Below are 14654 nucleotides of genomic sequence, written 5' to 3' on the forward strand. Positions count from 1 at the left end.
GGAGTGTCCGGGGCCGACGCGCGCCCCCGTCGCACCGGGTCATTCCCCGGGCAGGGCCCCCGGGAGGGGAAGGGCGAACCAGACGGTCTTCCCGGCGCCGGAGGCGTGGTGGCCCCACTGGGCGGCGATCTGCTCGACGAGCCACATGCCGCGCCCGTTCTCGCTGTCCGGACCGGCCTCGGCGCACAGCGGCAGACAGCCGCCGGCGTCGGTGACCTGGGCGACCAGGTGGTCGGGGGTGCGGCTGAGGACCAGCCGGACGTCGCCGGAGCCCTCGGGCACGTGCACGATGGCGTTGGTGACCAGCTCCGACAGCAGCAGGGTCACGTCCCCCGCCAGTTCCTGCAGGCCCCATTCGGCCAGCAGGCGTTCGCAGAAGCGGCGGGCGGCCGCCACGGACGGCGGCGCGGCGGGCAGCGAGAGCGTCCCGGCCGGCGGCGGGCCGGAGAAGGCCGGCCGCAGCGCCCGGACGGCGGGCGGGCCGTGCAGGCACGACGGCGCCCCCGGAGCCCCCCGGCCGAGGAGCCGCTGGGGGTGGGTCGCCCATCCGGCGAAGGGCTCGCCGGCGCTGGTGACGGCGTCGGCCGCGTACGGGGAACTCAGGGTGTCACGGAAGGCAGGCATGGGGCTCGGATGCGTTCGACGTGGGGCGAAGGGTGCCGGCGCGTGCGCGTACCGGGCGCCGGTACGGTCCGAGGAGCGAGGGGGACCGCCACTCTTCGCGAGGGATTCCCCCCACATTCGCTCGGTTTTCGCCACAGGTCTATACCCAGGGGGTCACGATGTCCCTGCGGAGTGCGATGTACGCAGGTGGGGGCCGGTGGAGCGGCCCCAAATCGGGTGTGAGCGGTGCCACGGGGCCCGGCCGGGCGGGAAGCCGGGGCGCGTGAGCGGCGGGCCCGCTCCTGTGCTGCGGGCCCGCCGCGTGCCCGGCCGGCGGGCGCCCGGCCCGTCAGGGCTTCGGGCACTCCTTCCACGCCAGGTGGTAGATGGTCTTGAGGCTGCCGTCGGTGGAGTCCATGGTCATGAAGCTGGTGGTCCTGCTGGGGTCGGACGTGCCGGCGTTGACCCGCAGCTCGGTGTTGATGTTGAAGTTCCGCAGCTCACCGCAGGGCGCCCAGACCAGCGCGGCGATGGGGACGTTGTCGGTCGCCTGCCAGTTGTCGTCGTAGTTGCCTCTGAAGGTGTGCGCGCTCGGGGTCGTGACGGGCGACCCCTGGAAGTAGTACGACGCCTTCTGCGTGCCCGAGGCGCCGGATTCCAGCTTGGCGTAGCCGCGGTAGTCGGCTGCGGCGATGGCGTAGGTGAAGCCCTGGGGCACGTGCACGTTGAGGTTCAGCTGGCAGTTCTTGCGGAAGTCGGTGGGCTTGGAGCCGACGCCGACCTGCGCGAGGTACTGGCTGTAGGTGACGGTGAAGGCCGTGTTGTCGGGCGAGACCGCGACGGCTGCGGTCCCGGCCGGACAGCCCGACCCGTTGACGGTGGCGACCTCGATCACGATCTTGTCCGGCGGTGGGTTGGTGATCACCGAGGGGTTGTGGGTGGAGAGCGGTGTCGCGAGTAACGCCGCGATCGCGCCTGCGGTGAAGAGACCGGCGGGCATGCCTGCTCCAATCGATGTCTGCGGACCAACGGGGGCCCGAGGGGAAGACAAAACGATTCCGCACCCGGTGATGCCGACGGATCCCCCCTGAGCGGAAGAGGGTGCGAGCGCCGGGATGCGGGAGGTGCCGGGCCGCCGGGGAGAGGTGACGGGGACGGACCCGGCATGACCGAAGAAACAGGCATGCCCATGCCAACCCGTTGGACCGTTCCCCTGGGCCCGTGGGACTGAGAGCGTTCGAATCGTAGGGGGAGGACGGGGGGTTGACCAGACGTCGCGCCGTGGCTCCACCGGAGCGAACTCCCGCGATCTGACCGAAAACCGCCGCCGATTGAGTATCCCCAGGTCACCACGGAGGAAGCGACGCCTCCCCCGGGCGCGGCGCGACCCTTTCGGCCCGGCATGGTTTTTAGCTAGGGCTAAAGGTGGCATGCTGCCGTCCAAGGACTCACAGACCTTACGGACCTGACGACTGCACAGCTGGTGGGGGTAGACATGGCCTGGCGACGAGAGACCGCAGAAGGTGGTCGGGCGGCGGATCAGGCGGGGGCCCGGCTCGCGCGTCAGGCGACGGCGTCGCTCGCCGGGCTGCTCGCCGAACGGGGCATGACCCGCAAGGACTTGGCCGAGTGCATGGGCGTCTCCCCCGGCCGGGTCAGCCAGATCCTCTCCGGCGGCGAGAACCTCACCCTGCGGTCGCTGGCCGCCGTCGCGGAGTGCCTCGACGCCCGGGTGGAGATCAGCTTCTACGACCCCTCGGACGGTCGCGAGCCCTACGCGCCGGACGCCCTCTGCCCGGAGGCCGCGCCGATCGCACCCCTCGCTCCGTCACCGCACCGCTGAGACGTCGGTCGCGCCCTGGACGTCCTCCGTCCCGGCGTGGGTCAGGTGCCTGCGCCGCAGTTCGAGGATCTTCTCGCCGTCGCTGCGCCTGCCGTGGGCGTGCTCCAGCTCCAGCAGGTGCCTGAGGTACTGCTCGGCCTCGCCGAACGCCCGCCGCACCAGCCGCACTTCCTCGCGGTAGGGCGCACGGCCCTGCTGCTGGCAGGTCTTCTCCACCTTCGTCTCGACGGTGACCCCCTTCTGCGCCGCGGCCCGGACCTCCTTGTGGCGTTCGTTGATCTCCCGCTTCGCGGCGGCGCGGGAGCGGCTCGTCCGGCCGGGCACGTCGACGCGCATCAGCAGATGCCGCCGCACGTCGCCCGCGAAGGAGTCGATCTCCCAGCAGTCCCGGAAGCCCCCGGCCATCCGCTCGCACCAGTCGGCCCGGTCGGCCCGCAGGCGCAGCGCCAGCTGGTGGAGCAGCAGGGAGTTGCCGAGGGTGAGCACGGCCATCGCGGCCCGGCCGCCGGTCTGCTCCCCCCTGCCCCGGGAGATGATGCCCCAGCCCGTCGCGACGCCCACCGCCACCGGTGGCACGCTGGGCGTCAGGGGCAGCAGCAGCCCGCTGGCCAGCGCGGCCGTGCCGGAGGTCCACAGCACGACGCACAGCCCCAGCAGCGCCGAGCGCAGGGTGCCCAGCAGCCGGCCGTCCTCCTTGTAGCGGAAGACCAGGCACACCCAGGTCACGGGCGCGCAGACGAGGGCGGGCAGGACCCAGTCGGAGACGATGGACGCCTGGTCCAGTGCCACATCCGCTCCCAGCTTCCCCACCCTGCCCACTGCGACCAAATGATGTTCCCACCACGGCGGTTACGGCGTGCAACGATCCGGCCAAGCCGTGGCGGGAGCGAACGATTCAGGCCAGGTCGCGGCGGAGCAGGGCGTCGATGACGGAGTCCAGGTAGGGGGCCCGGTCCGCGCCGTGCGGGAGCGCCCCGGGCACCGCGTGGGCCAGCTGGACGTGGCCGAGGAAGGCGGAGTAGGCGAGCAGGGCGCGGCGCCGGGCCTCGTCCTGCGGGAAGCCGAGCCCGCCGAAGAGGCCGGCGAGGTAGCCGATCCTGCGTTCCGTCACCCGTTGCAGCGCGGCGGCGACCTGGGGGTGGGTGCGCGTGGCCAGCAGGGCGAGTTCGATCGGGTCGCGGGCGGCCGAGGCGGTGGTTTCGGTGAACAGCCTGCGCAGCCGCCGCCGGTCGTCGGGCTCGGCGGCGAGCGCGGTGATCACGTCCTCGGTGCAGGCGTCCTCCCAGCGGCCGAGGGCGGCCTCGACGAGCGCCTCGCGGTTGGCGAAGTGCCAGTAGAAGCTGCCCTTGGTGGTGCCCAGCCGGGCGGCGAGGGGTTCGACGGCGACGGCGGCGAGGCCGCCTTCGCCGATGGCGGTGAGGGCGGCGTCCGCCCAGTCCCGTGCGCTCAGCCGGCGGCGTCCGCCGCCGTCCCGGGGGTTGTCCTCTCGCCGTTTCACCATGACCGTACGCTACCGTACGGTGAACATACGCCGGCGTATGGAAGCACCAGGTTTCGGATCACGCACCACCGTTCACCCACGACGAATGGATGCCGCATGAGCACCGATCTCCCCCTGTCCACCGGGGACCCGGCCCCTTCCGGCCCCGACGCGCCCCGTGCCGAGGCGCTGTTCGCGGCCGCCCTGCGCCTCGTGCGGGAGCACCCGTACGGCTTCCTCACCACGTACGACGGTCTTCGCCCCCACACCCGCCTGGTCGAGCACCTGGGCGTCGGCGAGGACGGCTCCCTCCATATCGGTACGAGCCCGCGCTCGCGCAAGGCGGCCGACGTCGCGCGGCAGCCGCGGGTCACCTACGCCGTCGAGGACCGCGGGGCCGCCGCCTATGTCGTCCTCGAAGCGGAGGCCCACGTCGAGGACGGACTGCAGGAACGTCTCGCCTATTGGAAGGACGATTTCCGGGCGTTCTTCCCGGCCGGTCCGGAGGGGGACGACTACGTCGTCCTGCGGCTGCGCCCGGACCGCATCGAGCTGATGGACTTCACCCACGAGGTCCACCCCGCGCCCTTCGGCCTGGTGCCGGCGGTCATCGAGCGGGATGCCGACGGCTGGCGGCGGGTACCGGCCGCCCGCCGGGCCGGGCCCGGCGGGGTCGGTGGGCTCAGCGTTTGACGGCCCGCAGGACGACGAACTTCGGGTCGCCGGCGACGACCTCGCAGTTGCCGAAGATCCGGCGCAGCTTCACGTGGTAGCCGAGGTGGCGGTTGCCGACGACCCACAGTTCGCCGCCCGGGCGGAGGGCGTTGCGGGACCCGGTGAACATGCGCCAGGCCGTGGCGTCGGTCGTCGCCTGGTGGGTGTGGAAGGGCGGGTTGTTGAGCACGAGGTCCACCGACTCCGCGGGGACGGCCGCCATGCCGTCGCCCACCAGGAACTCCGCCGTGGCGTCCGGCCCGGCGTTCGCCCGGAAGGTGGCCTCCGCGGAGGCCACCGCCTGGTACGACTCGTCGACGAAGACCACCTCGGCCCCGGGGCGGGCCAGGGCCGCGGCCGTGCCGACGATGCCGTTGCCGCAGCCCAGGTCGACGATGCGCGCGGGCCCGCGGCCCTGCGGGAGGTGGGAGAGGAAGAAGCGGGTGCCGATGTCGAGGCGCTCGGCGCAGAAGGTGCCCGCGTGGTTGGTGACCGTCCGCCCGGACATGACGCCGATCCCGCCGGGCAGTGCGTAGCGGTGCGGCCAGGGGCTGGCGGTCCGCGGGAGGGCCGGGTCCGGCGTGCAGAAGATCAGCCGGGCCTTCTTCACGGCCAGCGAGGTGCGGGTCGGACCGAGGATGCGCTCGAACAGCCTGAGCGTCGAGGTGTGGATCTCGGTGACCCGGCCGGTGCCGACGACGACGGTGCCCTCGTGGACGGCGGGGGCGAGACGGTGCAGCTGGTCCTCCAGCAGCGCCAGGCTCTTGGGCACCCGCACCAGCAGCACGTCGACGCGGTCCGGGGGCGTGTCCCGGGTCGACAGCATCCGTACGGCACCGGCCGCGTGGCCGTTACGGGCCAGGTTGGCGCGGGTCGCCTCCCCTGTGAGGAAGGAGTCGGTGATCTGCACGGGCCGGTGCGCGGCGAGCGCGGTGGTCAGCGCTCCCCACCGGTCCCCCACCACGGCCACCTCGCCCGACAGGTCCACCGGCTCGCCGTCGGTTCCGTGCAGGTGCCGCAGCAGGTATTCGTCGGCGGCGTCCCAGGCGCGCAGCGTGTCGCGGGGGTCCTCGGGGAAGCGGGCGAGTGCGAGCTCGCCCCAGGGCGTCGTGAAGCGGTTCATCGTGCCTTCAGGCTATCCGAGCCCCGGACGCACCGGTGCAGCAGCAGACCCTCGCGACCGGTGCGCCCCCAGGGGGTGCGGTGCGTGCGCTCACCTCCGGAAGGTGAGCCGCAGCAGGCTCATGCAGCCGAGCTCGAACAGCCGCACCGAGGCGCGCAGGTACCGCTCGTACTCGGTGACGGTCGCGTCGCCGGCGAGGGCGACGGCCCGGTCGCGGGCGGCCAGCAGCCGCTGCAGCCAGCACTGGCAGGTGCGGGCGTAGTCGTCGTGGTCGTTGCGGATCCGGACGCAGGTGAGGAGGTCCGCGCCGGCCTCGTGGATCTCGGCCAGGGTGGGGAGCTGGGAGCCGGGGAGGAGGGTGAGGGCCATGCGCAGGGCGTCCCGGGCCTCGTCCGGGCCGTCCGCCGGGTAGCCGAGGGCGATCGTCTGGAGGGTGAGCAGGCCGCCGGGGCGCAGCCAGGAGCGGCACCGGGAGAAGAAGGCCCGGTAGCCGGCGACCTTCTCGTCGCGCGACAGCCGCAGGCCGGCGACGTGCTCGAACGCGCCGATGCACAGGATCGCGTCGTAGGGCGCGTCCGGCCGGTGGGCGGTCCAGTCCTCCTGCCGGACCTCGCAGCGGGGTCCGGCCCGGGCGCGGGCCCGGGCGGCCTGCTGCGGGCTGCGGGTGAGGCCCACGGCGTGCCGGACGCCGTGGGTGCCGGTGAGCCGCCGGAGGGTGCCGCCCCACCCGCAGCCCAGGTCCAGCACCCGGTCCGCGGAGCCTGCGGCCGCCTGGGCGACGTGGTAGTCGATCTTGCGGAGCTGGGCCTGTTCGAGGTTGTCCCCGTCGGCCCACAGGGCGCAGGAGTACGTCATCGTCGGGTCGAGCCACAGGGCGTAGAACGCGTCGGGGGGACGCTCACCGGGGCGCGTGGCCCTCTCCTTCCTCCGTGCCGCCGGGGGGTGCTCCGGACGGTGCCCCGGGTGGGAGGGTTCCGGCTCGCGGTGGCGGGATGCGGGCGGGCTCACCGGACTCGGTGCCTGCCGCGAGGCCGAGTCGCAGGTGGACGATGCGGGCGATGTCGGCGATCGTGCCGTCGCTGCGGAGCAGTTCCATCGGGGGGATGTCGACGTCGTACTGCTGCCTGAGCGAGGCCAGCATTTCCGTGGCCATGAGGGAGTCGACGCCGTAGGTGTCGATGCGGCGGTGGCGGTCGATCTGTTCCAGCGGCAGTTCCGCGACGGTGGCGAGGCCCTGGGCGAGGGAGTCGGCGATGTACTTCTCGGACTCCTCCGGTGTCATGGCGGAGAGCTTGGCGAGGATGTCCTCGCGGGTGGCGGTCCGGTCGCCGCCGAGTGCGGGGATCAGGGCGGCGAAGCGGGGTGCGCCCAGGGTCGGCAGGACGGAGCTCATGGGGCCCCACTGGTAGCGGCCGGTCCCGGCGACGTCCCTGCCGCCGGTGAGGAATTCGTCGACGACTTCGAACGCCTCGCGCGGCAGGACCGGTTCGATGCCGGCCTGGGACAAGGTGTCCTGGAGGTTGTTGCGGGCCACGTAGCCGGTCTCGCCGACTGCACCGAGGACGACGGCCGTGGCGGGCAGTCCGTCCCGGCGGCGCTTGCGGACGAGGGCCTCCAGGTAGAGGTTTCCGGCGACGTAGCTGGACTGGGCGAGGTGGCCGATGGCGGTGGTGACGGAGGAGTAGGCGAGGAAGAGGTCGAGGGGCCGGCCGCGGGAGAGGGCGTCGAGCACCGCTCCGCCGGCCATCTTGGGGGCGAGCCCGGACCGGAAGCGTTCGTCGGAGAGCGTGGTGAGGAAGCCGTCGTCGAGGTGCATGGCGGAGTGGACGATTCCGCGCAGGGGGTGCCCGTCCGCCTCGGCCTCCTCGGCGATGCGCCGCAGGGCGTCGGGGTCGCAGACGTCCACGGCGTACGCGCGGGCCGCCGTCCCCCGGGCGGCGAGGTCGGCCAGCAGGCCGGATGCCTCGGGCGAGGCGGCACCCCGGCGGCCGGCCAGGGCGAGGCGGCCGGCGCCCCGGGAGGCGAGCCAGCGGGCGGTGGCCGCGCCGAAGCCGCTCAGGCCGCCGGTGACGAGGTACGTGCCGGGCCCGTCGAAACGGGCCGGCCGCACGGCGCGTTCGACCGACGGGGGTTCGTCGAGGGGGTCGAAGGCCACCACGACCTTGCCGATGTGCCGGGAGTGCTGCATGAGCCGGAACGCCTCGGTGACGCGCGCGGCGGGGTGGACGCTGTGCAGCAGCGGCCGGTAACGGCCGCACCGCACCAGCGCGGCGACCTGGGCGAACTGCTCCTTGGCCAGGTCGGGGTCGTGGAGCAGCTGGGTGAGGTCGACGCCGAAGAACGCGATGTTCTTGCCGAACGGCCGCAGGCGAAGCGGCTTGTCCTCGTGGATGTCGCGCTTTCCCAGCTCGACGAAGCGGCCGCCGGACCGCAGGGTCTCCAGGCCGCGCTGGATGGCCTCGCCGGCCAGGGAGTTCAGGACGACGTCGACCCCTCGGCCGCCGGTGAGCTCGCGGACGTCCTCGGCGAAGCGCAGCGAGCGGGAGTCCAGGACGTGCTCGACGCCGAGCCCGTGCAGGAGGTCGCGTTTGACGCCGCTGCCGGCCGTGGCGATGACGTGTGCGCCGCGGCGGCGGGCGAACTGCAGTGCGGCGAGCCCCACGCCGCCGGCCCCGCCGTGCACGAGCAGCGTCTCACCGGCCGCCAGCCGGGCGAGGTGCCCCAGCGCGTAGTGGACGGTCAGGAAGACCACCGGCACGGTGGCCGCCTCGGTGAACGTCATCCGCTCCGGGATCCCGGCGAGGGCGTGCTCGGCGGTGACGACGTGGGAGGCCAAGGCACCGGGCGCGATGCCGAACACGCGGTCCCCGGGGGCGAGGGAGGTGACGCCGTCACCGACCGCCTCGACGGTTCCGGCGCACTCCATGCCGGGGCCGGGCGGCAGGGCGAGCCGGTGTGCTCCCTCGACGGGCGGGAGGAGGCCCATCACCTGCATCATGTCCCGGTAGTTCAGCGCCGCCGCGCGCACGGCGACGACCACCTGACCGGGGCCGGGCTGCGCCGGCGGGCCGGTCTCGGTCCAGGCCAGCCGGTACGCCAGCCCGGGGTCGCGTACCTCCAGGGCGTAGGCGGGCAGCTCGTGGGCGCCGGTGGTGCCCTGGGGGACGTCGGTCACGTCGACCGCCCGGGGGACGAAACGGCCGCGGGAGGTGAGGACGATCTCGTCCTCCTCGCCCGCGTCGAGCAGTTCGCGGACGAGACGGCGGGCGTTGTCCGCCGGGTCGTCGTCGGCGCGGTCGGCCGTGTCGTCGAGGGAGACGCGGCGCACGGTCAGTTCGGGGTGTTCGTTGGCCAGGGTGCGGGCGATGCCCCAGACGGCGGCGTCGGCGGGGGCCACGGGGCGTTCCGGGGCGGGCAGGGCGCCGGTGGGACGGGTCACCAGCCACAGGTCCGGCCCGGTGCCGCCGGCCCCTCCTGCGCAGGCGGTCGCGAGCGCCCGCAGGACCGCGGCGCGGCGGGTGGTGAGATCGAGCAAAGCCTCCGGGGTGGGGTCGGGTTCTCCCGTGCGGTCCAGGAGGAGGACGACGGAGACGCCGGATCCGTCGCCGGGGAGCGTGCGGGCCCAGTCCTCGGGGGTGGTGGGGGCGGCCGGGACGCGTACGACGCGTCCGCCGGCGCCGTCCAGTGCCCGGGCCACCGCCTCGGGCAGTTCCCCGCAGGCGGTGCTCTCGCCCACCACGACCCACGCGGTGGCGGGGTCGCAGGCCGGCAGGGCGGCGGGGGCCACGGGCCGGACGGGGGCGGCGGCCAGCAGGACGGAGCCGTGGGGCCGGGTGCCGCGACGCTCGTCGCCGGTGCGGACGACGTCGGTGAAACCGCACGAGCGCAGCAGCTCCGGCCACCGGGCGGCCGGCAACAGCAGGGTGTCGGGGCGCAGGTCGCGGTCGGTGTGGCCCCAGAAGCTCTCCAGTGCGCCGAAGAACACCGCGAGGGTCTCGGGGTCGTGCTGCTCGACGGCGAGGAGCTGCCCGCCGGGGGCCAGGAGACGGCCCACCCCGGTCAGGGAACGTCGCAGGTCCTTGGCGGTGTGGAGGGCGTTGGAGGCCACGATCAGGTCGAAGGAGGCGTCGGCCAGGCCCTGTTCGGCGGGGTCGGTGTCCAGGTCGTAGGTGCGGTAGGTGACGAAGTCATGGGCGGCGAAACGCTTCTCGGCGCGGCCGAGGAAGAAGGGCGAGACGTCGGTGAAGACGTAATGGGTGCGTTCCGGGGGCAGCAGCGGCAGCAGGGCGGCGGTGGTGCCGCCCGTGCCGGCGCCGGTCTCCAGGACGCGCAGGGGGCGGTCCTCGGGCCAGTGCCGCAGCATTTCCGTCAGGAGCGCCTGGGTCAGGCGGTTGTGGAAGCGCATCCAAGGGGCGATGTCGAAGAACTGCTCCATCAGTTCGGCGCCGCCCTCGGCGAGGATCTCCAGCGGGTCCCGGGTGCCGCGCAGCACCTCCCCCAGCCGTCGCCCGTGGCCGATCGCCAGGGCCACCTCGGTGGCGTAGGCGGGGTGGTCGCGCACGAACCGGATCTCCGCCTCCCGTGAGGTCGCCGCGCGCTCGGTCAGCCGCCAGGTGCCGTCCTCCTCATGCTTGGCGAGGCCCTGCCGTTCGAGCATGTGCAGCAGGAGCCCGTGCAGCCGGAGCAGGTGGGGGGCGGCGTCCGGGCCGGTGATCTGCTCGACGGTGAAGGGCTGCGTGGGACCGGGCAGGAAGCCGGTGAGGACCTCGGCGTAGCCGAGCCCGACGATGTGCTTGTGCAGGCGCTGCACCTGCTCGTAGTGGAGGAGTCGCCATGCCGTGCGCAGGGCGTCGATGCGCGGCCGGGCCGCGGACAGGACGGCGGTCGGCGGGGGCAGCGGTGAACGGGCGGCGGGCAGGTCGGTGCGGGGACGGGCCCGCAGGATGTCGGTCTGGCGGCTCAGCGGTGTGCTGTGCAGGCCGGGGAAGCGCCGCAGCCTGCAGCCCTCCAGCTCGGCCACGACGGTCCCGTCCTCGTCGGTGACGGCGATGTCCCAGCAGATCTCCGTGCGACTGCGGCAGCGTTCGCGGAGGTGGAAGAGGCCCTGGGCCGGGGGCTGTTGCCAGACGCGCAGGGCGTCGACGGCACCGGGCAGGAACGACTGCCGGCGCCGCAGGACCTCGGCCATGAGCGGGAGTCCGCTCTGGAGGGCGCCGTCCAGCACGGCCGGGTGGGCTTCGTAGGCGTCGGAGGGTGCCTCGTGGCGGTAGGCGGCGAGGACTTCGCCGTCGCCCACGTGCAGGCTGCGCAGGGTGCGGAAGGCCGGCCCGTAGTCGAGTCCGGCCGCGGCCGCGCTCGCGTAGAGCTCCTCGGGCTCCATGCGGCCGGTGCACCGTGCGCGGACGGCCGCGACGTCGAGCGGGACGGGCCGTGGCCGCAGCAGCCGGCGCACGCGGCCCCGGGCGTGGTGCACGGGCTCCCCCATGCGGCCGGTGGCGCTGGTGATGGTGACGGCGCCGTCGTCCGGCGTCAGGGTCAGGTGGAGGTGGGTGGTCGCCGGGTTCTGCCAGGGGACGGGCAGGGCGCGCGTGATCTCCAGGAGCTCCAGCTCCGCCCCGGCGCCCAGCGCCCGCCGGCCCGCGGCCAGGGCCATCTCCGCGTAGCCGGTGGCGGGCAGCACCACCGAGCCGCCGACCCGGTGGTCGGCCAGCCAGGGCACCAGCACGGGTTCGACGGTGCCGCGCCACGACGGTTCGTACAACGGCAGCCGGTCGCCGAGCAGGGGATGGTCGACCCCTTCGTCGCTGAAGGTGCCCGACCAGGCGCCGCGGGAGCCGTTCCAGTGCCGCTGCCGCTGCCAGGGGTAGGCGGGCAGGTCCACGACGCGGCCGGGGACGGGGAAGGGGACGTCCCACTCCAGGCCGGCGCCTGCCGCGGCCAGCGCGGCCACGGCGGTGTGCAGCGCCGTCGTGCCGTCCTCGTTCCTGACGAGGGTCGGTACGACGGCCACGGGCGTGCTGCTCTTCTCCGTCAGCCGGCGCAGGTAGGGCCGCAGGACGGGATGCGGGCCGACGTCGACGAACACGTCGTGGTCCTTGCCCAGCAGGTACTGGACGGCCGGGGCGAAGAGCACGGGTTCGCGGACGTTGCGCCACCAGTAGGCGGCGTCCAGTTCGGTCCCCTCGACGGTGGCGGCGGTGACGGTGGAGACCATGGGGATGCGGGTGGGGGCGGGGCGCAGCCCTTGGAGCGCTGCCTTCAGCGGGCGTTCGACCGGGTTCATGGCCGGGCTGTGGAAGGCGTAGTCGACGTCGAGGAGGGTGCAGGCGACGCCCTGGGGCGCGAGCTCGTCCCGGAGCGCGGCCAGTTGGCTCTCCGGCCCGGAGAGCGTGACGTCGCGGCCGGTGTTCACGCACGCGATCGTGACGTCGGGATGGATGTCGAGCAGTTTCTCCGCCCGGTCCCGCGGCAGGGACACGGCGGCCATGCGCCCGGCGCCCGCCGTGGCGGCCTGGGCGCGCCCGCGCGCGGCGATGACCCGGGCGGCCTCGGCCAGGGTGAGCGCGCCCGCCACGTACGCCGCCGCGATCTCGCCGACGCTGTGCCCGACGACGGCGGCCGGCTCGACGCCCCGGTGCCTGAGCACCTCGGTCAGGGCCACCTGGACGGTGAACAGCAGGGGCTGGGAGACCTCCGTGGCGGCCATGCGCGCGGCGAGCGCGGGGTCGGTGAGGGCCTCGGCCACCGACCAGCCGGTGTGGGGGGCCAGCAGGGCGTCGACGGCCTCGACGGCCTCCCGGAAGACGGGGTCGCCGGCGAGCAGGTCCGCTCCCATGCCGGCCCACTGGGCGCCGTTGCCGGAGAACGCAAACACGATGCGGCCGCGGGTGACGCCCTGGGCCAGGGCCGTGGCGTCGGCGGCGGACGCGTCGTCCTCGGCGGCGGGCGCCACACCGGTACCGGCGGTGGCCGGACCGGTTTCGGCAGCGGCGGCCGCGGGCGCCGCGGGCGCGTCGGCTGGCTCGGGAGCGGCGTGCGCGTCCACGGCCTCCGGTGCCGTGGGGGCGCCGGTGGCCTCCGGTGCCGTGGTGGATTCGGGCCCCTCCGGTGCCGTGGGGCCGTCCGGCGGGGCCTCGGGCTCGGCCGGTGCCAGTCGGTCCGCGAGGCGGGTGAGCCGGGCCGCGGCCTCGGCGGGGCCGGTGGCGAGCACGGCGGCGCGGTGCGGGTGGCGGCCGCGCCGCAGGCAGGAGGTGTACGCGAGGTCGTAGAACTCCTCGTCGGCGGCGTGCTCCAGGCGGGCGGCCGTGCGCCGGACCGCTTCGGCGAGCGCGTCCCGGGAGCGTGCCGAGACGACGACGGGGCGCTCCGCCTCCTGCGGCGGGGCGACGGTCCGGGCGGCGACCGGCGGGGGCGCCGCGAGGATCACGTGGGCGTTGGCCCCTCCGAAGCCGAAGGAGTTGACCCCGACCACGCCCCGGGCGCCGTCGGGGGCGGCCCGGTGTTCCACCGCGGGGGCGAGGCGCAGGGCGGCGAAGTCGACGTGGGGGCTGGGCGGCTGGGCGTGCAGGGTCGGCGGGATGACGCCGTGCCGCAGCACGAGCAGCCCCTTCAGCAGCCCGGCCATGCCCGATGCGGGCTCCAGGTGCCCGAGGTTGGACTTGACCGAGCCGATCGGGAGGTCGGCCCGGGTACGACGGCTGCCCAGGGCCCGGCCGATGGCCTCGCACTCGGCGGGGTCGCCGACCGGGGTGCCGGTGCCGTGCGCCTCCAGGTAGGCGACGTCGTCGGGGGCGATGCCGCACCGGTCGTAGAGCTGCCGCAGCAGGCCCTCCTGGGCCTCCACCCGGGGCAGGGACAGGCCCGGGGTCCGCCCGTCGCTGTTGGACGCGCTGCCGACGATCACGCCGTGGACGCGGTCGCCGTCGGCCAGGGCGTCGGCCAGTCGCTTCAGCAGGACCATGCCGCCGCCCTCGGCGCGCACGTAGCCGTCGGCACCGGCCGAGAACGACCGGCACCTGCCGGTCGGGGAGAGCATGGACGCCTGGGAGAAGCCCACGAAGTGATAGGGGCTCAGCAGCAGGTTGGCCCCGCCGACGAGCGCGGCGCGTCCGGCGCCCGCCAGCAGCAGCTGGCAGCCCTGGACGAGCGCCACGAGCGAGGAGGAACAGGCCGTGTCGACGGCCAGGCTCGGGCCGCGCAGGTCGAAGGCGTGCGAGATGCGGTTGGCGGCGATCGAGGAGGCGGCCCCGGACATGGTGTAGGCGTTGACGGTCTCCGTCATGAGCAGCTGCAGCGCGCCGTAGGAGTGGTCGGAAATGCCCACGAGGACGGCCGTGTCCGAGCCGGCCAGCCGTGCCGGGGCGATGCCCGCGTCGTCGCACGCCTCGGCCGCCAGCTCCAGCAGCAGCCGCTGCTGCGGGTCCATCTGGGCGGCTTCCTTGGGCGAGATGCCGAAGTAGTCCGCGTCGAAGCCGGCGATGTCGTCGAGGAAGCCGCCGGCGTCGGTGTAGCTCTTGCCCGGGCGCGGCATCGACGGGTCCACGAACCGGGTGGTGTCGAAGCGGTCGGCCGGCACGTTCGTGATGAGGTCACGGCCCTCGTCCAGGGCCTGCCAGAACCCTGCGAGATCCGTGATCCCCCCGGGGAGGCGGCAGGAGGCGCCCACCACCGCGATCAGGCCGTCGGGGGGAACCGTGCCGTAGGAGACCGTGCCGTATCCGTCAACGCCCATGGTTTCTCAGCCCTTTCCGGGAACCAATCGATCGCGACGCGGCGCTGATATCACTAACCGTCTGGAATGGGCGCAAACGGACGGTAACCCCTTCGCATGAAGGGCGCGAAAACACGCACGATTTTCCGGCAACCACCGCGTGAGGGAGGGGACTTGAGTG

9 protein-coding genes are annotated in these 14654 nt (G+C 74.2%); 2 read left to right on the top strand and 7 right to left on the bottom strand.

Translation table 11 applies throughout. The features are described from left to right. Positions 1-39 precede the first annotated feature (39 nt). A complete protein-coding gene (locus LE181_RS08305; RefSeq protein WP_225660546.1) occupies positions 40-624 on the bottom strand; it encodes an ATP-binding protein in 585 nt (194 codons plus the stop codon). Between the two features lie 328 nt (positions 625-952). Continuing rightward, positions 953-1603, bottom strand: coding sequence for a DUF4360 domain-containing protein (locus LE181_RS08310; protein ID WP_225660547.1), 651 nt, complete (start codon positions 1601-1603; stop codon positions 953-955). 495 nt (positions 1604-2098) lie between these two features. Here LE181_RS08310 and LE181_RS08315 point away from each other — a divergent pair, with 495 nt between their 5' ends. Beyond that, the gene (locus LE181_RS08315) at positions 2099-2446 is read left to right on the top strand and encodes a helix-turn-helix domain-containing protein (protein ID WP_225660548.1); all 348 of its coding nucleotides are present in this window, start codon (positions 2099-2101) and stop codon (positions 2444-2446) included. Here the strand turns inward: LE181_RS08315 and LE181_RS08320 are convergent. Together LE181_RS08320 and LE181_RS08325 are read right to left on the bottom strand one after the other, a co-directional pair. Further along, positions 2432-3235, bottom strand: coding sequence for a hypothetical protein (locus LE181_RS08320; protein WP_225660549.1), 804 nt, complete (start codon positions 3233-3235; stop codon positions 2432-2434). The genes LE181_RS08315 and LE181_RS08320 overlap by 15 nt on opposite strands. Positions 3236-3341: 106 nt before the next feature. After that, entirely contained in the window at positions 3342-3947 is a 606-nt protein-coding gene (locus tag LE181_RS08325; RefSeq protein ID WP_225660550.1) for a TetR/AcrR family transcriptional regulator, read from the bottom strand. Positions 3948-4043: 96 nt separating this feature from the next. On the opposite strand from LE181_RS08325, the gene LE181_RS08330 reads away from it, so the two are divergent. Further along, positions 4044-4619 carry a pyridoxamine 5'-phosphate oxidase family protein gene (locus tag LE181_RS08330; protein WP_225660551.1) on the top strand — a complete coding sequence of 192 codons (576 nt, stop codon included), beginning with the start codon at positions 4044-4046 and terminating at the stop codon, positions 4617-4619. On the opposite strand, the gene LE181_RS08335 is transcribed toward LE181_RS08330, so the two are convergent. The 3 genes from LE181_RS08335 to LE181_RS08345 form a co-directional block, all read right to left on the bottom strand. Further along, a complete protein-coding gene (locus LE181_RS08335) occupies positions 4609-5763 on the bottom strand; it encodes a methyltransferase (RefSeq protein ID WP_225660552.1) in 1155 nt (384 codons plus the stop codon). The two genes, LE181_RS08330 and LE181_RS08335, sit on opposite strands and share 11 nt — an antisense overlap. A 90-nt stretch (positions 5764-5853) precedes the next feature. Then, positions 5854-6771 carry a class I SAM-dependent methyltransferase gene (locus LE181_RS08340; protein ID WP_225660553.1) on the bottom strand — a complete coding sequence of 306 codons (918 nt, stop codon included), beginning with the start codon at positions 6769-6771 and terminating at the stop codon, positions 5854-5856. Further along, the gene (locus tag LE181_RS08345; protein ID WP_225660554.1) at positions 6662-14494 is read right to left on the bottom strand and encodes a type I polyketide synthase; all 7833 of its coding nucleotides are present in this window, start codon (positions 14492-14494) and stop codon (positions 6662-6664) included. The genes LE181_RS08340 and LE181_RS08345 overlap by 110 nt, the downstream gene beginning before the upstream one ends. Positions 14495-14654 lie beyond the last annotated feature (160 nt).

This window comes from Streptomyces sichuanensis (genome assembly GCF_020328095.1).
Lineage (GTDB): Bacteria > Actinomycetota > Actinomycetes > Streptomycetales > Streptomycetaceae > Streptomyces > Streptomyces cinnamoneus.